We start from the raw sequence: 17,988 nt of genomic DNA, 5'->3' as shown, positions 1-17,988 counted from the left end.
ACTAGAGAAAGTCATCTCAAAAAGATTCTGAACTATCGCCATTAAAATCCCTTCAAATCCCTTGAGGATCTGGCTAGATGTTTGAATATAACGTTCAGCAGCTTGGAAAAACTTAAAAACTGTCCTGTCCCCCCAAGTTTTTCCCGCTAGGCGGTACCAGTTAACCATTGGCCACCGAATAATCCAACTGCTGCTCCCACAGCAAGGGCGATCGCTGGGTGCCATTTGAGGCGCGTAATCGCTACAAGGGAAAAGACCAAGAGCACGCTATTGAGAATGAGACTGACGGGCTGATCGAGGTGGACGATTGCAGGCGCAAGATTAATGGCTGCTGACAACACCATACCCACCACCGCAGGATTGACCCCTGCCAAAAATTGCTTCACCCGTTGGAGATGCTTCACCACTTGATAGTAGTGGGCAAGAGCAAACATCAATAGTAGCGATGGCAAAAATAAGGCCACGGTTGCCAAAAGAGCACCACCAATACCAGCAACACGGAATCCGGCAAAAGTGGCAATGACAGCGATCGGTCCCGGAGTCAATTGACTAATAGCCACACCATCAATAAATTCCTGCTGCGTTAGCCAATGCAACTGATCGATCAACAGTTGTTTCAGCACGGGGATCAGAACGAAGCCACCACCAAAGAAAACAATGCCCACTTTGAGGAAGGTAAGCACTAGGGTCAGCCACTGAACGGGTTGAGAAGCGGCAGTTGCCATTTGGGCAGCTTGGTGGGGTAGGGTCTGGATCGCTAGGGGTAAGCCAACGAGGGCGGATTTTTGGGAAGTTTGGAGTTTTGTGGTTTTTGTGGGTGGGCTGAGTTGGAGAATGAGACCAATCATGCCGCCACTGCCAAGGATGAGCAAGGGATTAATGTGGGTCAAACTGCCGAGACAGGCCGCAATGGCGATCGCGATCGTTACCGTCGAGCGCACGGACTTTTGCCCCATTGACCAGACTGCTGCCAAGATAATGCCAATGACCACTGGTGTCAGCCCCGCAAGGGCACTTTGCAATGAGGGAATCGTATGAAACCCAAAATAGAGCCAAGATAGTAAAATCACCGCCACAACGGACGGCAGCAGAAAGGTCAGACTGCCCAAGAGACCGCCCCAAAAGCCATGGAGACGATAGCCAATAAAGAGCGCCGTATTGACGGGGAACGATCCTAGAATTTGGCTGAGGGCAACCCCGTGTAGGAATTCATCAATGGCCAAGAGCCGCCGTCGCTTAACAAACTCATTTTCCATCAGGGCGATCATGGCAATTCCACCGCCAAAGCCAATACTGCCCAGTTTCAGAAATACAGCGGTCATTTCCCAGAGATTCAGAGATAGGGGGGACGATGACTCTTCGATCTCGGACTCCAGCATGGGTTGCTCCCTCGCGATGGTGATAGTTGATTGTGGTTTCTTATATTGCCATATAGTCAAGTGATAAACAAGGAATAACCTCAATTGTGCATGCGGTAAAAAATTATGAAACAAACCTTGACAGGGTTTTGGGACTTAATTTAAGATTCTGGCTAAATTATATTAGTCGCAAAACTTCTTGCAAGGATTTAGACTATGCTCGACAAGATATTTAGTCCAAAAACCATGGCTGCTCTTGGCATCGTGGGTCTGATTTTTACCGTAATTGAAGAAAAAAGCAGTAGAAAAAGAGGAGACATAAGAGCCGCAGAAGAGGCTAGGAAACTAGGAGAGTCTATTAGCAAAGGTGTAGCACGAGATTTAAGCAAGGTGTTTTGGAATGATAATAAATTTTAAGAGTTGAAGAATCCTGTCCATCAGTCAAGGCGCCAAGTACTGTATTTCTACAGGATCATTGACCTTGAGTCCCAATTCAGCGGCGCGGCCACCCGCCAGTTCTAAAACGGCATCCACGGGAACCCCCGACTCGTAGGTGGGGCAAGGGGGTATTTGGCATGGGGGGGCTTCTGGGGCGATCGCCACCACTTTACCGTCCCTGAGAAAAATCAAGTCAAGGGGAATCAGGCAGTTCTTCATCCAGAAGCTAGCCACTTGGGGTGGAGACATGGGAAATAGCATCCCGCGATCGCCCGGCAATTCAGGACGAAACATCAAACCCAACTGCTGCTGTGCGGGTGTGCGCGCCACTTCCAACTGAATCCATGTATCGTGAATGCGCGCCTTGGCCGTAATAGGCAGATATTGCGGAATGCCGCGAACCATTTGCGGGGGTGCTGCCGGATCCCCTTGGCTCAGACTTTGACAGCCCAGCAGTAACCCCAAGGTGACTAAGCCCAGAACGAGCCAGCGTAACTTAGGCTTCACGGAGAACATACCCTACTCCTCGCACTGTGTGAATCAACCGTTTTTCGCCATCGGGTTCAATCTTCAACCGCAGATAGCGAATATACACTTCAATGACGTTGGATTCTCCCAAAAAGTCATAGCCCCAGACATTTTCTAAAATTTGTTCACGGGTGAGGACTTCGCGGGGATGCTCCATGAGAAATTTCAGTAGTTCATACTCCTTCATCGTTAGATCGATCGTGCGTCCATTGCGCTCCGCCCGCCGCGTCAAGAGATCAAGCGTCAAATTATCAAATCGCAACACCTCGCTTTGGGTGACTGGCGGCTTCAGATAAAGCTGAATCATTTGCAAAAAGGGCTTGGGACTATAGGGCAGCAGTAGATAATCATCGGCACCTGACTCCAGCACCGCCACCCGATCCTCTAGGCGATCGCTCTCCAGCATCAGTAGAATTGGCAAATTAATCCCCTGCTGGCGCAACCGCTGGCACAACTCCATACTGTTGAGCCGCCCCAAATAGCGATCCATGATGATCAGGGCAGGCTGCCATTCTGCGCAGGCTAAGTGACATTCCTTTTCCGTTGTTGCAATCACGGGGTCATAGCCTGCTGCCTGAAGGTCTTGCCCCATGCGCTGTGACAAGTGGTTGTCAGCACAGACCAAAAGTAAACGTGAAGGGGGAGAATTTAGCTCCATCTCAATCATCCTTACTATGGAGATCTTACTTTCAGCTTATGCCTTGTGGGAAAATGTTCAAAAATGCGCCCGTAGCTCAGCGGAATAGAGCACTCGCCTTCTAAGCGATTGGTCGTTGGTTCGAGTCCAACCGGGCGCGTCTAACCTGCTATCGTTGATGGGGAGCGTATTGGAGTGCAAGAATCCTCGCAATGAGTCCTAAATATCGCCGCGTATTGCTCAAATTGAGCGGTGAAGCCCTCATGGGCAACCTGAACTACGGCATTGATCCAAAAGTGGTACAGGCATTTGCTAGCGAAATTGCTCAAGTGGTGCAAGCGGGAGTTCAAACCGCCATTGTGGTGGGGGGTGGCAATATCTTTCGCGGTATGAAAGGAGCGGCTGCTGGCATGGATCGGGCAACCGCAGACTACATCGGTATGATTGCCACCGTTATGAATGCCATGACCCTTCAGGACGCCCTCGAACAAATGAATGTGCCCACACGGGTACAGACGGCGATCGCCATGCAGGAGGTGGCCGAACCCTATATTCGTCGCCGTGCCATTCGCCATCTGGAAAAGGGACGGGTAGTGATCTTTGGGGCAGGATCAGGAAATCCCTTTTTTACCACGGACACAACAGCGGCCCTGCGAGCGGCCGAAATTGATGCGGAAGTCATCTTCAAAGCCACTAAGGTAGATGGCGTCTATGACGCTGATCCCCACAAAAATCCTAATGCGCGTCGCTACCGCAGTCTCACCTACACCCATGCCCTTACCCATAACTTGGCGGTGATGGACAGTACAGCGATCGCCCTGTGTAAAGATAATGATATCCCCATTATTGTGTTTAGTTTAGAAACAGCCGGTAACATCTACCGCGCCTTGACTGGGGAACCCATTGGTACGATGGTTGGAGGCTCCTGTGAAATTAGCTGATGTCGAAGAGCGGATGCAAAAATCGGTTGAAGCAACCCAGCATGACTTTAATAGTATCCGCACGGGTCGCGCCAACGCGGCGTTATTAGACCGGGTGATGGTGGACTACTACGGCACGGAAACCCCCCTGCGCTCCTTGGCCAATATCTCCACCCCCGATGCAACCACGATTTTGATTCAGCCCTACGATCGCTCCACATTGGCCAGCATTGAAAAAGCCATTCAACTCTCTGACTTAGGGCTGACGCCCAACAACGATGGCTCCAGCGTCCGCCTCAATATTCCACCCTTGACCACAGAGCGACGCAAAGAACTGGTGAAAACCGCCGCCAAAATTGCCGAAGGGGGCAAAGTTGCCATTCGCAACATCCGCCGCGATGCCATTGATCACATCAAAAAAGAGGGCAAAGCTGGCGAACTCACTGAAGATGAAGTGAAGGACTTGCAGGAGAAAGTGCAAAAGCTCACCGATAAATACATCGGCAAAATTGATGCCCTGCTCGCCGAGAAAGAAAAGGACATTATGACCGTATAGGCTAGGTGCCCGGCAACTGTCGCAGTTCGGGACTTAGGTGCGATCGCTCCGCAAGGGCAAGGAGCAATGGCCCACGGGAGGTATATTCGACAATACTGACACTGGCCACTGGGGCAGCAATGCGATCGCGAAATCGTCCCACATCAATACCCAGAAAACCACAGAGCATAATCCGAATGGTGGCCTTGTGGGAAACCAGCAGAACATTGCCGTCGGGATACTCCCGTTCAATTTCTAAGAGAACGGCATTACTGCGGTAGTAGATGTCAATTCCCCGCTCACCCCCCGTGGGGGCATTCCAGCCCGGATCCGCCAGCCAGCGCACATAGTCATCGTGGAACTTAGCATTCACCTCTTCTGGGGAGAGGCCTTCCCACTGACCATAGTAAATTTCCCGCAAACCATCGCGAACCTGCATCTGAAGACCCACGCGATCGCACAAAAACTGTGCCGTGGTTCGAGTGCGCAACGTGGGACTAACAAAGACGGCTTGCCAAGGCAACTGGGCATAGTGTTCGGCAAAGGCCTCAGCCATTGCTAGACCGGCATCCGTCAAGGGTGGATCCAGTTCTCCACAGTAGGCATTGGCGCGACTAAAGCTCGTTTGCCCGTGGCGCAAGAAATAGAGTGTTAAGACCACAACCTTCACCCCATACCGCTAGGGGCAGCATAGTCGAGGGGCACAAAACTCGTCAACGCTGAGTTGTGTCCAATACACTCAATGTAACGCCTTGGTAATAATGCCCCAAAATTTGGTCGTAGGTGTAGCCCTGCAATGCCATACCGTAAGCCCCCCATTGACTCATGCCCAAGCCATGACCGTGACCCCGACCGGTAATCGTAAAGGCCACTGGCACACTTTGCCCCCTTTGACTGGCCACATTGCCATACTCTGGCGTAATCGTCAGTAGGGTACTGCGCAGTCCCAACACCCGCCGTAGTTCACTGCCTGAAATGGTGCGGCTACCCGCTGTGCCCACCACTTGCACCGACATGACTCGCCCTTGGGGGGTCAATTGCAAGGGGCGAAAGCCAACGATGGTACCAATACCGGGGAGGCGTTGTTGCAGTTGTGCTGCGGTGAAACGCACCGTCCACTGAAAGTTGGGGGAGACTTGGTCAAAGTCAGGGGTACCGCGCAGGTAGGGAACGGCATTTTGCCAAACGTGCTCTGAATTTTCGGTGTGCCCCCCTGAAGAGGCATGGAAGACGGCTTCAATGATTTGGCCATTGTAGGTGAGCACTTGACCGCGTGTGGCGGCAACCGCAGCTAAGGTACTGGCGGTTTCTGAACTGACCCCCGGATACACCTGATGGGTGACCGTGGCACCCACATCAAAAAGACTACCGGGACGACGGCGTTCGCGATCGCGCCGAAAGAGGACAAAGGAACGGGAGGCCACTGCTTGGGCTTTCAGGGCTTCCAGCGGCCAAGAGGGATACATTTCCTTGCCCACGACACTGGGCAGATACTCCTCTAAATCCACGAGGTTGATGGCGATAATCCCCTCACTGGTACTCACCAATTGCAACCGCCCGCGATACCAGCGATCGCCCACGCGCACGAGGCCATGGTCTCGAGGTTCGAGGAAGACTTGCCGCCCCCGCACCCCCCCTGCTTGTACCCCCGCCCCCGTCAGAACCGCTGTAATATTCTGCTGCGGTGCCACTGTCAGCACCCGACCCGCCTCATCCCGTAACTGCGCTGGGGTGGAGCTACTGATTGTGACTTGACGTACCCGATCTAAAACCGCGACCCGCAATTCCACGGCTGTGGCCGTCAGTTGGAGCAACAAGCTGATCAAGCAGCCAAGACCCAGCGACTGCGACAAAAGACGCCAACGCACAATGAGGTAAAGCATGTTTTACTCCTCAGGTAGGCGGCAATGGTGACGATGCCTAGCGGTGCTCGCGCAGACCACTCCAACCAATGGTAATAAAGCCCACTGCCAATAGAAAACTACGAATTCCTACCCTTAGACGATTCACAAAGGCTTCCTGTTGCGCCCGATTCACCGCTTCCTGTTGTTGGCTGCGGATGCGCTCCCGTGCCTGACCCGCTTGTTTATCGAGGGCTTGGGGGTCTTTTTGTAACTGCTCGAGAATCGCCTGTTGATCGGGGGGCAGTTGATTGCTTTTCAGGAGTTGCTCCAGTTGACCGCTACTGGCCAGTTGTTTAATTTGCTGCTGTTCCTGCTCAACGCGAATTTCTGCCTGTGCCGCCTCTTGATTGATTTGGTTGACCGCCTGTTCCGTAATTTGCCCTGTAATCGATAGGTAGAGGGGAATCCCCAGTAGGCAGAGCAATCCCAGCAAACTCGAGAGGACAAAGACCCAAAATCGCCAATCCTTGAGGGCAGGTTCCCCCGGCTCCGGCTGCGTCGCACTCCCAGAGACTGCTTGGATCCAAAAGCCAGTGTAGATAAAGACAAAGCCAATCAAGGGGGTGGCACCGCGCTCAATGAATTGGTTGACGACCGTGAGTTGCCACTGGCTGTTATTGAACTGGGGAGTAATAAAGAGAATGCCCCACTCGACCAAAAAGGTGAGGAGTAGGATGATGCCCACCAGTTTTAGGAACTGAGCCGCCAAGGGGACAGGTCGCTTGGTTGATTTGGAAGCGGTCATGGACTGTGAGTGACTCGTCAACTACTGCATCAACCTTACTGGATTTTGGTGCCGTTGATTCATCTTGGGCGCATCGACTCGCCTGTGGCGCTGCTATCTTTGGCTACCGCAACCTTGGTATACTCCAATTGTGCATGGCGCTGATGCGGCTGGGCTGCTTTCCCCCAGTATTGCTCGTTCGCCATCCCTTTGCGCATTGAGGCACAACAAATCCATGGTCATTGTGGCAGTCTTAGCGGCAGGACGAGGCACACGGATGAAATCCTCGCTGCCAAAAGTTCTCCATCCCCTAGGTGGGCGATCGCTGGTGGGCTGGGTTTTGCACCAAGTTCAATCTCTGCAACCGCAACGGCAGTTTGTGATCATTGGCTATGGGGGAGACGCTGTCCGTGCCGCGTTAACCGATCAGCCCCACGTGGAATTTGTCGAGCAGCGCGAACAACTGGGAACGGGTCATGCTGTGCAACAGCTTTTGCCCCACCTCAAGGACTATGAAGGCCATCTTTTAGTGCTGAATGGCGATGTGCCCCTCTTGCGTGGAGAGACACTGGCGAAGTTACTCGCAGTCCACCAGAAACACAACAATGCAGCCACGATTTTAACGGCACAAATTCCCAACCCCCAAGGCTATGGCCGCGTGATTTGTGACAGTCAGAATATCTTGAAGCAAATTATTGAAGACCGTGACTGCACCACAGCCCAAAAGCAAAACCGCCGCATCAATGCTGGGGTGTATTGTTTCCACTGGCCGCAACTGGCTGCTGTGTTGCCCCATCTCCAATCCAACAATGATCAGCAGGAATACTACCTCACGGATGCGGTTAATGCCCTCAGTCCTGTGATGGCGGTGGACGTGGAAGACTATGAGGAAATTTTGGGGGTTAACGATCGCGTGCAGTTAGCGGCAGCCTATCAAGTGCTGCAAAATCGCATCAAAAACGCTTGGATGCAGGCGGGGGTGACCCTCATTGATCCGGCCAGTACCACGATTGAAGATACCGTTGAGCTAGCACCAGATGTGGTGATTGAACCCCAAACTCACCTGCGCGGCCAAACCCGTATTGGCAGTGGTAGCATCATTGGCCCCGGTACTTTGATTGAAAATAGTGTCATTGGCGAACGGGTGACAGCTCGCTATGCCGTGATTAGCGACAGTGAGATTGGCCATGATACCCAAGTGGGGCCTTTTGCCCACATCCGCCAGCAAAGTCTGGTTGCCGATCACTGCCGCATTGGTAACTTTGTCGAGCTAAAAAAAGCGCAGTTGGGCAGTGATACCAAAGCCTCGCATCTGTCCTACCTAGGTGATGCCACCTTGGGCGATCGCGTCAATATCGGGGCAGGAACGATTACCGCCAACTACGACGGCGTCCGCAAACACCCCACCCATATCGGTAGCGGCACCAAGACTGGGGCTAACAGTGTTTTAGTGGCGCCGGTAACCCTCGGCGAAAATGTCACGGTGGCGGCGGGTTCAACGGTCACAGAAGATGTACCGGATAACGCCCTTGTCATTGCCCGCTGTCGTCAAGTGGTCAAGCCCAACTGGCACCCCAAAGCCTAGCCTGCCCCACAGCAGGGTTCAATGCCCAGCCGCCGCAGGAGCAGATCACTCACCGCATTGGCAACCGCAAACTCGCTATAGAAGCTTTGGGAAAAATCAAACTCTTGCAACTCCGTGACCAGAGCCAAGAGAATGCCGCCTAGATCATGCTCCCCTTCTAGGCGCTGACGGCGGTACACTTGGGCGGCCCGCTGGGCGATCGCCAGATTCACAGCTTCCGGTAAATACTCGGTATTGAGCCAATTGAGCAGGGCTGCCTCCAACCATGCCGCATCCGCAGTGCAGTCACCACAGGGGGGAAGCTGAATCGGCGGAATCGGGGTACTCATGGCAGAGTCCTAAACTCGTCTGATTAAGTTCATCTTATAACTCGAAGTCAGCAATGGGCGATACTGGATTCGAACCAGTGACCCCTTCCGTGTGAAGGAAGTGCGCTACCACTGTGCTAATCGCCCTAGTTCAGACAATTTTTAATCATATCTTGGTTTGCAGGCTTTTGTAAATCGCTCAGACGAGGCTGCGGCAAATTTCATCAAAGGTTGCGGCCGGATCCGCTGCTTGTAAAATTGGGCGGCCAATCACAAGGTAAGAGGCACCGGCAGCAAAGGCGGCATTGGGCGTCAGCGATCGCGCTTGATCCCCTGTGGCCGTACCAAGGGGGCGAATCCCGGGACAAATTCTCAAGAACTCCTCTCCGCAGCGTTGTTTCACCCGTGCCGCCTCCTGAGGGGAGCAGACAATGCCCGCCAGTCCCGCTTGATGAGCCAGATCCGCCATGCGTTCAACATAGGTGGCCGGATCAAGGGGAATCTGGAGTTCCTGCTGAAGGGTGTTTGCGTCAATGCTGGTGAGCAATGTGACGCCGATGAGTTGGGTGCGACTCTCCCCTAGAGCTGCCTGCGCAGTTTTCAGACCCGCTAAGCCAGTGGCAGTGTGGATAGTCACAAAATCCACGCCATAGGGAGCGATCGCCCGGGCGGCAGCGGCCACCGTATTGGGAATATCATGAAGCTTCAGATCGAGAAAGATGCGCTTCCCCTGATCCTTGAGGACATCGAGAATAATCGGCCCACTGGCACAAAAGAGTTCTAGCCCCACTTTCCAAAATTGCACTTGGGGCAGTGTATGAATAGTGGCGATCGCCACCTCCAAATTGGGCACATCCAAGGCCACAATAATTTTGCTGGCAACAGCCTCTTGAGAATTAAACAAGTCTCTTGGATCTCCTCACACAATTCACATGGGACGGCGCACACAGCGCAACAACCACAGCGCCACAATAATACCCGTCAACTGAGCGGCAATCGTATTCACCTTCGCCTGAATCACAAAAATTTCCAGTGGCTCAATCAAGACATTGGTGGCATAGACCGCTGCCCCTTGGGGAATCGACAGCACCTTGAGCAACAACATCCCCACATTCCACTCAGCGGCTGCCACCGTAAAAATCATGCCAGCGATATTTACCCAGAGACCAATATTCAAGCTGCGGATCACGTGCTCCTTGGTCGGGCGTTTTTCGGGTCGATCCAAGCGTCGTCCCAGTTGTGGATAGCGATAGCAGCAGTAAATACTCACGCCCAAAAACACTAGGCCAATAATCGCCAGCACTAAGCCCAGTGTGGGACTATTCATGCCATTTTGCGGACGATTGATATTAAATTGGCGACTAAAGACAACGATGATAATAATCAACAGCGAGACAAAGCCAAGGACGACCTGTGTCCAAAAGCCAATCCAGCCAAAGCGTTGCAGTTCACGGCCAAGACGGTGGAGAGGTTGGGTCGTACTTCGATGGGATGGTGAGGGGGCATTACCGGGAAGACGTTCCATGGTCGTGTGAGGAAGAGGGCTTAGGCTTGATCATAGCGAACGGTCATGGGGTGCCGCCAAATAGGAACACCAATCGCTCCAACTGCCCGCATAGAGCTTGGTTTGATGCAGGCCAGCGATCGCCAGCCCCAAAATATCCACACAGGCCGTTACCCCCGATCCGCAATAGACAATGATTTGCTCAGCCTCAGCCAAAGGCTGCCAGTGGGCTTGCAGTTCGGCAACCGATTTGAGGCGCCCCTGTTCATCGGAGATGGCCTGCCACGGATAATTCACTGCTCCGGGAATATGACCCGCGATCGGATCAATGGGTTCAATTTCACCGCGATAGCGACGAGGTTCGCGGGCATCCACAATCACTGTCTGGGGGTCAGCTTGAGCAGCAATCACGCGACTCCGATCCACCACCCACTCCGGATGAGGCTGCGGCTGGAAGTTTCCCGGCCGAGGGGTTGGCACAAGGCTAGTGATCGGATAGCCCGCTGCCACATAGGCGCGATAGCCACCATCGAGCACCGCCACGCGATCGTGCCCCAACCAGCGCAAGAGCCACCAGCAGCGAGCCGCATAGGCAAACCGCGAATCATCATAGGCCACCACGAGCGTTTCTGGGGTAACCCCCATTTCATTCAGCCGTGCTGCTAATTTCTCGGGAGCAGGTAAGGGATGACGCCCGCCATGGTCTTGCCGGGGGCTGGAGAGATCCTGCTCTAGGTCGAGATAATAAGCACTCGGCAGGTGCCCTTGGGCATACTCCCGTTGCCCGCGCGTCGTGTCCATGAGGTCAAAGCGGCAGTCCACAATCACAACCGTTGGATCTGCCAAATGCTCAGCCAACCAAGACGCCGTTACGGCATAGGGGGTCATAGGAGCTTAGGCGCGCCATTTCACTTTCGGGAGAATGTGGTTGACATCCACCCGGTCTTTGTATTTGATAGCAAAGTTCAAGAGTGAGTCAAGGAGTGAATCCGATAGATAGTGGGGTTGTAGTCCCAAATCCAGCAGTTTGGTGTTTTTGGCGTTGAAGTAGTGCTCTTCTTTTTCAACACGGGGGTTTTCGAGGTGTTGGATTTCCACCTTGAGGCCGAGGGCTTTACCCGCTTCTTGCACTTTGTGGGCAAGGTCACCGACACTAAATTGTTCTGTGAACTGGTTGAGGACACGGAATTCACCCGGCGCGGCAGGCTTGTTAACGGCCAATTCAATACAACGCACGGTATCGCGAATATCCAAGAAGCCGCGAGTTTGCCCCCCTTTGCCATACACCGTCAGGGGATGGCCAATGGCAGCTTGAATACAGAAACGATTGAGGGCAGTGCCAAAGATACCGTCGTAGTCAAGGCGGTTGATCAGCAATTCATCCATGCCCGTTTCTTCGGTGAGCACGCCATAGACCACCCCTTGGTTCAAATCGGTGGCGCGCAAGCCCCAAATGCGGCAGGCAAAGTGGATGTTGTGGCTATCATGAACTTTACTGAGGTGATAGAAGCTACCGGGCTGCTTGGGATAGGGCAATGTATCTTTGCGACCATTGTGCTCAATCGTAATGTAGCCCTCTTCAATGTCAATGTTGGGAGTGCCATATTCACCCATCGTGCCTAGTTTCACCAGGTGGCAGTCGGGGTTGTGGGTATGGATGGCGTACAGCAGGTTAAGGGTGCCGACCACGTTATTGACTTGGGTGAGGACGGCGTGTTCACGATCAATCATGGAGTAGGGGGCGGAGCGCTGTTCGCCAAAGTGGACGATCGCCTCGGGCTGAAACTCCAGCATGGCGCGCTCAAGGAAGTGATAGTTACAAATATCGCCAATATAAAGGCCAATCTTTTTGCCAGTGAGATCCTGCCAGCGTTGCAGACGGTGCTGAATGGGGGCGATCGGCGTGAGGGTCTCGACACAGAGTTCAGCATCCCAATGACGCCGAATTAGGCTATCCAAAATCGCAACATCATGGCCACGATTTGAAAGGTACAGGGCTGTCGCCCAGCCGCAATAACCATCACCGCCAATTACGAGGACTCTCATGCTAACCGTGCTGAAATCGATAACTACTCCGCCAGCCATTTAGTGGCTTCCATACCACGTTACCAGTAATGGGGACGCCGTTGATCCACTGGTTTAGAATTCGGGGGCGCGAGTTTCACTCTCAGAAAAGATATGTAACTTAACGGTTTGTCCCGCCAAATCAATTTGCACAATATCGCCAGAGAGAAAATCTAAGGCCTCTAATAGTGCCTGTAATTGGGGCGTGCTGGCACCCGCTTCTTGGTAGAGGCGATCGCTCAAATGGCTGAGGCGCTGCCACGTGGTATACAGCCGAGCAATGGTACTTTCCAGTTGCGCTGCCTGCTGCAAGAGATCGGCAACGGTTTGCAGTTGTTCAAGGCGCTGGGCTTCGATAAGGACTTGTTCGAGATCCACAGGGTGGGCGTTGAGGGCTTGAATTTGGGGAGCGGCCTCAAGATAGCGGCTGAGTTGACGAGCCGTCGCCGTGACTTCCTTAACCGTTTCCACACTGGGATCACTGGCCAGTTCTTGGGAGAGTTCCTGCTGCTGCTGGGGGGGGAGCTTTTCTAATTCCTTGACTAAGGGGGCAACGTAGCGGGGGGCAAGGGTGCGATCGCTAGCCTTTTGGCGCACCACTGGCGGTAGAAGATCAGAGTGCAGGGCAGTCCATTCCTCTTGGAGTTGGCGCACTTCGCGGTGGGTAATGCGATCGCCCGCTGCTGCGGCTTGGGTAATCAGGGCTTGCACCTCGGGGTCTGCTGCGGCGGTTTCCAAAAAGGCGCGTTTACTAAAGCGAGAAATGGCTTCGGGGGGTAGGGGACGTTCCTTGAGCAATTCATCAGCGCGATCGGCCAACTGCATCAAATCATAGGCACGGCGTTTACTAATTTCATGTTCCTGTAGCCACTGCTGAAAGCCAATACCCCGCTCATCCCCTTGATGGCGATAGCGATCGCGCACCGCCCGTAGAATTTGCCCTCGCCAAATCTCCGTTTGCAGATCAAAGCGCTCACACACCTGCCACGCTTGGCGCACCTGTTGCAGAAATTCCTCCTCAGAGAGGGGGGTATCCGCAGCCGGAATGGGCAAAACAAAGTCAGACGTTGGCTCCATTGGTCGGCGAAAACCACAGCTTCAGCAGTATAGCCTATCCCAAACGATGAGAACCCCTCCCAGAAAAGGGTGGTAAATTGCTTAGGATTGAATTACTGCGTTGACGGGAAGCTTTATGACCACACTATTGGTGCCAGAAGTAACGTCCCTCACTCCAGAAGCTTACCTCGCTCAAGAAGTGGTGGCAACGGAGCGCCACGAGTATCGTCAAGGAGAACTTTACGCTAGGCCCGGGGGCACTATTCATCCATACCCGCCATACTCGATGGTCAAAAACAGGGGTTTGGGAGCGGGTCTTCAACGTTTTGGCTGAAGATGCGAATAATGAATACGCCATGATCGATGCCACCCTCGTACGGGCGCATCAGCACAGTGCTGGAGCTGCCCAAAAAAATAAGAAGACGGCTGCCTTGTAGACCAAGCGATTGGGCGCAGTAAAGGTGGGTTGAGTACAAAGATTCATGCGCTGTGTGATGCCTTAGGTCATCCGACGGGGTTTTATCTGAGTGGAGACCAAGTCCACGAGTTAGCGGGAGCAGATGTGCTGCTGGAGCTTGTTCAAGAAGGACAAGCATTACTGGTGGACAAAGCCTATGATGCAGATGAGCGGGTGCTAAGAGGGCTAGCGGAGAAAGGGTGCGAGGCTGTCATTCCGCCCAAGTCTTGTCGTAAACAGCGTCGTGGTTATGACAAAGAACTGTACAAAGCTCGGCACTTGATTGAGATTTTTTTTGCCAAGCTTAAGCACTATCGAGGGATTGCCACACGTTACGATAAGACAGCGCGAAACTTTTTAGGTGCGATATATCTCGCTACCGCTGTTATTTGGCTCAACTGATGACACACCCTAGCGGGATGAGCGTCAGTGAGCTTGTTCTTGGCTAAATTCCTCTAGGGCTTCCATGACGTGAGTGGCATACATCAAGGCAGGGCCGCCATCCATGGCCACAGTCACCATTAGAGTCTCCATGATTTCCTCAGGGGTTGCGCCCGCATGCAAAGCGGCACGGGTATGGAAGGCAATGCAGCCGTCACAGTGCTTGGCGACCCCAATGGCTAGGGCAATCAACTCTTTGGTTTTGGTATCAAGGGCACCGGGGGTTGACGAGGCTCGACTCAAGCTATAAAAGGCCTTCATGGCATCGGGCATCGCCGCCGTTAGCTTTGCCGTGTAGGATTTGATGTGGTTAATTTGCTCGCTGTACATCGCTGTTCTCAAACATTCGTGTTACGCCTATCATCGCCGCTGAACGAGGCTACCCGCCTGAAACTTCAACGTTTTTTCTCCTTCGGGTTTCCTTTGACGGCAAGAACCAGTTAGGGAATAAAATAACTTGGAGAATTTCAATGTGTACCTATGCGTTTCTATTGGCTGAGTGCGGCAAGTCGTCTAAGTATGATGTTCTTGGCAGTGGGCTGTCAAGCGGCAACAGTGCCGTCAGCACCAGTAGAAGCATCTGCAACGGTTACACCGTCTCCTGTGGCTGTATCTCCCCTGTACACCGCGCTGGATGAATTTGGCCAGCCCCAGTTTCAAGTGGATGGGCGGAACCTGTTTCGCGATCGCCCCCTGCCCTCGCACCGCATTAGCACCGCCCCGATGAAGTTGCTGCAAGTGTTGCGTAGCACTCGCCAGTATTTTCAAGACTTTAGTGACACAGACCCCATCACCCAACGGGAGGGCATTCTGGCGATTAAAGGGGTGACGCTGCCCCAAGTCCTCGACACCCTAGATTTCATGATTGCGACCCTCACAGAGGATATTAGCCGCAAGCGCCCGATTCGTTTACAAGACCCCGCATTTATTAATCAGCACTTTCGCGTCATTCAATGGCTGCCCCACAATCCCCGCAATCCCAATCAAACTGAGGAATTGCGCCTCACCAACTACGCGGTATTTACCCATCGCGGCTCACGCACCCGCACAGAGACCTACAATACAGCGCTTTATGCTCTGCCACCCCGTGTTCCCGATCAACCCGAGGACTTATTTTATAAGCAACTGACAAAGCAACAGGTACTGGAAGGGATTTTTGAACCGGGTGGCTCCCTCTATGGACGGGTGAAACCCTTGGCCTACTTGACGAGGAGAGGGCTTGAGGATGCCCTGATGCAGGGGACGATTCTGGTGCAATTTACCGATGGCACGGAAGCCTTTTTCAATGTGGATCGCAATAATGATATTCCCTTCGTCAAGGGGGTTGATCCCTACGAGCAGCGACGCTACTGGTATTTTCGTCAAGTGCCTTTCCTTAAGGGCTATGGCAGCACCATCGAAAACAAAATCAATACTCAACCTGAGGTGACCTTTGCGGGGGATGTCTGGAATATCGGTCTTGGGCGAGTCATTGTGGTTGAAGATACCCAGGGCGGTCAGCCTAAACTGCGCCTCGGCGTGATTGCCGATACGGGGGGAGCCTTTATGCCCAATCTCTATCAGTTGGACTTTCTAGCGGGCATTTTTCCTGACCGTGCTAGCTATCAAGCGGCTGCCCGTCGCATACCGGATTACGTCCGTGCCTATATCTTGATTAAGAAATAAGCCTAGCGCTGGCCAAGAAATTTATGGGTTTGGGGAATGACCCGCACATGGGTCAGCCGTGCCTTGAGTTGCCCTTGCCATGTGAGGACTTGTGCTGGGGTGGGTGGGGGGGTACAGCGACCGGTACCGATGGGCGTCACAGGTTGGAGAAAGACGGGAATATGGGGATTGACGCTGGCCACAAGGGCACTGAGGCGATCGAGATCGGCAGGGTCGGTGGTTTGGGAGATAATCACTTTGCAAAAGACCTCGACAGGGGCGCGATCGCACAGGCGCAAAAAGGCTTCATGGGCTGACCAATGGCACTCACCACTGACGCTGGGGAGCTTAATATCCATACCCACGCTATCAAGATAGGGAAGAATTTGCTCCAGTGCTTCTGGATGGTGTCCGCCAGTTTCAAGGTAGAGGGGCAGGGAGCTATGGGCCTTGAGGAGGGGCAAAAATGGTGCCAGTGTTGCAGCATGGAGCAGCGGTTCGCCGCCGGTGAGGCTAATACTGTCGTGGATGGGGGGAGTATTGAGCTGCTGTACAGCTTCGAGAATATGGGCGGCAGGGACGGGATTGGGTACGGTTTGAAAGTGGAGATCGCCCGCTTGTGCTTCAATGAGGGCATGGGCGGGAACAAACCATGTGTGGGCACTGTCACAATAGGTGCAGCGGAGATCACAGCCCGCTAAACGAATAAAAATTTGCCGACACCCCACATTGGCGCCTTCCCCTTGAATCGCTGAGAACATCTCCACCAAAGGAAGGGAGATCGGCGCAAGGGAGAACTGATCGTTAGTTTGCTGCTCTTTTACAGAAATCACAGGGGATGTGCAAGCCTGATCACAATCGGGCGTTCTTTCCGATAGTACCTTAAAGATAGTTAGCGTGTTCAGTAGGTAAGTGCTATGTCTGCCCACCGTTTTGGCCTTTCGTGGCTGCTTGTCGGTACCTTGGCAATGGGGATGGGTGCCCTGCCAGTTATTTTGCCATCGTTACCTGCTGTTGGCCAAAATTCCTCTAACCAAGCCAGTGAGTTCGATCGCTACATGCAGCGGGGGTATCAACTCACCGCCAAACGCGACTATCAATCCGCCTTGGTGAATTTCCGCCGTGCCCTCAGTCTGCGCCCCGGTAACCGCTATGCCCTCACGGCGATTAGTAATGTAGAGGCCTATATTGCTCGCGATCGCTACGCTGCCCAATCGAGTAACCGTCTCACCTTTGTACCCACAAATCGCGGCATGCCAGGGCAACGGATCGCAGGCGCCACCCGCTTTGGTGAATGTACCCAAGGCTCTCTGACAAAAATTGTCGCCCTTGTGCCCGATAATAACTTGGGGATGACGGCTGCGGCCAATCCCAGTCTCTTTTTCTTTGTCCCCCAAAGCACGGCCAAATCGGCGGAACTGATGCTGCTCTCAGAAGCTGGCGATCTGCTCCTCACCCAACAAGTGCCTTTGAATGGTAAAGCCGGCATTTTACCCGTAACGGTGGATGCCAGTAAGGCGAAGCTACAACCGGGGCAAAAATACCAGTGGATTTTCTCCCTCACCTGTAAGCCCAATGAACCCGATGCCAATCCCTTTGTGACGGGCTGGATTGAGCGGGCCGAGCTAGACAGCAACCTTGCCCAAGTGATGACCACCATGCCCCCGGCCGATCGCCTGCCCCTTTTGGCCACCAGTCAACTCTGGAACGATACCTTGGCAACCCTTGTGGAGTTGCAGCAAAGCAATCCCAATGACCCTGCCATCAAACAGCAGTGGCAGGATGTGCTCAAGAGTGCCGGTATTGATCCACAAATTGTCAATATGCCGCTGTTGCGATAGACGCCCCTGTGCCGATATTGAGGGCGGTTGGCTGAGGACAACCC

20 protein-coding genes, 2 tRNA genes and 1 pseudogene are annotated in these 17,988 nt (G+C 53.4%); 8 read left to right on the top strand and 15 right to left on the bottom strand.

Translation table 11 applies throughout. The features are described 5' to 3' along the window. Positions 1-146: 146 nt before the first annotated feature. Positions 147-1,379 (bottom strand): chromate efflux transporter, encoded by a 1,233-nt coding sequence (gene chrA, locus KV190_RS09020; RefSeq protein ID WP_460192944.1) that lies wholly within the window; start codon positions 1,377-1,379, stop codon positions 147-149. 225 nt (positions 1,380-1,604) lie between these two features. On the opposite strand from chrA, the gene KV190_RS09015 reads away from it, so the two are divergent. Then, the gene (locus tag KV190_RS09015) at positions 1,605-1,775 is read left to right on the top strand and encodes a hypothetical protein (RefSeq protein ID WP_460192942.1); all 171 of its coding nucleotides are present in this window, start codon (positions 1,605-1,607) and stop codon (positions 1,773-1,775) included. A 24-nt stretch (positions 1,776-1,799) separates the two neighbouring features. Here the strand turns inward: KV190_RS09015 and KV190_RS09010 are convergent, their stop codons facing one another. Together KV190_RS09010 and nblR are read right to left on the bottom strand one after the other, a co-directional pair. Beyond that, positions 1,800-2,312, bottom strand: coding sequence for a DUF192 domain-containing protein (locus KV190_RS09010; RefSeq protein WP_460192941.1), 513 nt, complete (start codon positions 2,310-2,312; stop codon positions 1,800-1,802). Beyond that, on the bottom strand, positions 2,293-2,982 hold the full coding sequence (gene nblR / locus KV190_RS09005; protein WP_460192939.1) for a response regulator transcription factor NblR: 690 nt from the start codon (positions 2,980-2,982) through the stop codon (positions 2,293-2,295). Before nblR ends, KV190_RS09010 begins: the two co-directional genes overlap by 20 nt. 65 nt (positions 2,983-3,047) lie before the next feature. Between nblR and KV190_RS09000 the strand changes: the two genes are divergently transcribed. The 3 genes from KV190_RS09000 (at position 3,048) to frr (ending at position 4,437) form a co-directional block, all read left to right on the top strand. Then, a tRNA-Arg gene (locus KV190_RS09000) sits at positions 3,048-3,121 on the top strand. A gap of 52 nt (positions 3,122-3,173) precedes the next feature. Next, complete coding sequence (gene pyrH / locus KV190_RS08995; protein WP_460192937.1) at positions 3,174-3,902, top strand: UMP kinase; 729 nt, start codon at positions 3,174-3,176, stop codon at positions 3,900-3,902. Further along, positions 3,889-4,437 (top strand): ribosome recycling factor, encoded by a 549-nt coding sequence (gene frr / locus KV190_RS08990; protein ID WP_149819259.1) that lies wholly within the window; start codon positions 3,889-3,891, stop codon positions 4,435-4,437. Before pyrH ends, frr begins: the two co-directional genes overlap by 14 nt. A gap of 1 nt (position 4,438) precedes the next feature. On the opposite strand, the gene KV190_RS08985 is transcribed toward frr, so the two are convergent. The 3 genes from KV190_RS08985 to KV190_RS08975 are packed head-to-tail and all read right to left on the bottom strand — an operon-like array spanning position 4,439 to position 7,065. Further along, positions 4,439-5,077, bottom strand: a complete 639-nt coding sequence (locus KV190_RS08985; protein ID WP_460192935.1) for a histidine phosphatase family protein — start codon at positions 5,075-5,077, stop codon at positions 4,439-4,441. A 52-nt stretch (positions 5,078-5,129) separates the two neighbouring features. Then, positions 5,130-6,299: a SpoIID/LytB domain-containing protein gene (locus tag KV190_RS08980; protein WP_460192934.1), complete on the bottom strand. Its 1,170-nt coding sequence runs from the start codon at positions 6,297-6,299 to the stop codon at positions 5,130-5,132. A gap of 37 nt (positions 6,300-6,336) precedes the next feature. Then, entirely contained in the window at positions 6,337-7,065 is a 729-nt protein-coding gene (locus tag KV190_RS08975; protein ID WP_460192933.1) for an HpsJ family protein, read from the bottom strand. A 214-nt stretch (positions 7,066-7,279) separates the two neighbouring features. On the opposite strand from KV190_RS08975, the gene glmU reads away from it, so the two are divergent. Further along, positions 7,280-8,629, top strand: a complete 1,350-nt coding sequence (glmU, locus tag KV190_RS08970; RefSeq protein ID WP_460192931.1) for a bifunctional UDP-N-acetylglucosamine diphosphorylase/glucosamine-1-phosphate N-acetyltransferase GlmU — start codon at positions 7,280-7,282, stop codon at positions 8,627-8,629. On the opposite strand, the gene KV190_RS08965 is transcribed toward glmU, so the two are convergent. The 7 genes from KV190_RS08965 to KV190_RS08935 all read right to left on the bottom strand — a co-directional run bounded on the left by KV190_RS08965 (position 8,626) and on the right by KV190_RS08935 (position 13,582). Beyond that, positions 8,626-8,958, bottom strand: coding sequence for a hypothetical protein (locus KV190_RS08965; RefSeq protein ID WP_460192930.1), 333 nt, complete (start codon positions 8,956-8,958; stop codon positions 8,626-8,628). The genes glmU and KV190_RS08965 overlap by 4 nt on opposite strands. Positions 8,959-9,012: 54 nt before the next feature. After that, positions 9,013-9,084 (bottom strand) — tRNA-Val (locus KV190_RS08960). A gap of 52 nt (positions 9,085-9,136) precedes the next feature. Further along, positions 9,137-9,841 (bottom strand): orotidine-5'-phosphate decarboxylase, encoded by a 705-nt coding sequence (gene pyrF, locus KV190_RS08955; RefSeq protein WP_460192929.1) that lies wholly within the window; start codon positions 9,839-9,841, stop codon positions 9,137-9,139. 24 nt (positions 9,842-9,865) lie between these two features. Next, the gene (locus KV190_RS08950) at positions 9,866-10,462 is read right to left on the bottom strand and encodes a DUF3611 family protein (RefSeq protein WP_460192928.1); all 597 of its coding nucleotides are present in this window, start codon (positions 10,460-10,462) and stop codon (positions 9,866-9,868) included. A 30-nt stretch (positions 10,463-10,492) separates the two neighbouring features. Further along, a complete protein-coding gene (locus KV190_RS08945; protein WP_460192926.1) occupies positions 10,493-11,329 on the bottom strand; it encodes a sulfurtransferase in 837 nt (278 codons plus the stop codon). A 6-nt stretch (positions 11,330-11,335) separates the two neighbouring features. Continuing rightward, positions 11,336-12,487 (bottom strand): NAD-dependent epimerase/dehydratase family protein, encoded by a 1,152-nt coding sequence (locus KV190_RS08940; RefSeq protein WP_297048623.1) that lies wholly within the window; start codon positions 12,485-12,487, stop codon positions 11,336-11,338. A gap of 93 nt (positions 12,488-12,580) precedes the next feature. Beyond that, entirely contained in the window at positions 12,581-13,582 is a 1,002-nt protein-coding gene (locus KV190_RS08935; protein WP_460192924.1) for a hypothetical protein, read from the bottom strand. Positions 13,583-13,827: 245 nt separating this feature from the next. Here KV190_RS08935 and KV190_RS08930 point away from each other — a divergent pair. Then, positions 13,828-14,420 (top strand): annotated as a pseudogene (locus KV190_RS08930) (IS5 family transposase); the annotation flags it as partial. A gap of 24 nt (positions 14,421-14,444) precedes the next feature. Here the strand turns inward: KV190_RS08930 and KV190_RS08925 are convergent. Continuing rightward, entirely contained in the window at positions 14,445-14,789 is a 345-nt protein-coding gene (locus KV190_RS08925) for a carboxymuconolactone decarboxylase family protein (protein WP_460192923.1), read from the bottom strand. 150 nt (positions 14,790-14,939) lie between these two features. Here KV190_RS08925 and KV190_RS08920 point away from each other — a divergent pair, with 150 nt between their 5' ends. Then, positions 14,940-16,124, top strand: coding sequence for a hypothetical protein (locus KV190_RS08920; protein ID WP_460192922.1), 1,185 nt, complete (start codon positions 14,940-14,942; stop codon positions 16,122-16,124). Between the two features lie 2 nt (positions 16,125-16,126). Here the strand turns inward: KV190_RS08920 and KV190_RS08915 are convergent, their stop codons facing one another. Continuing rightward, entirely contained in the window at positions 16,127-16,864 is a 738-nt protein-coding gene (locus KV190_RS08915) for a 7-carboxy-7-deazaguanine synthase QueE (protein ID WP_460195259.1), read from the bottom strand. Positions 16,865-17,020: 156 nt separating this feature from the next. On the opposite strand from KV190_RS08915, the gene KV190_RS08910 reads away from it, so the two are divergent. After that, positions 17,021-17,944, top strand: a complete 924-nt coding sequence (locus KV190_RS08910; RefSeq protein ID WP_460192921.1) for a DUF928 domain-containing protein — start codon at positions 17,021-17,023, stop codon at positions 17,942-17,944. Positions 17,945-17,988: the final 44 nt, after the last annotated feature.

The organism is Thermosynechococcus sp. FA-CM-4201, assembly GCF_054689355.1.
The sequence above is the reverse complement of the archived record's forward strand: the minus strand, read 5'-3'. Positions and strand labels throughout refer to the sequence as shown.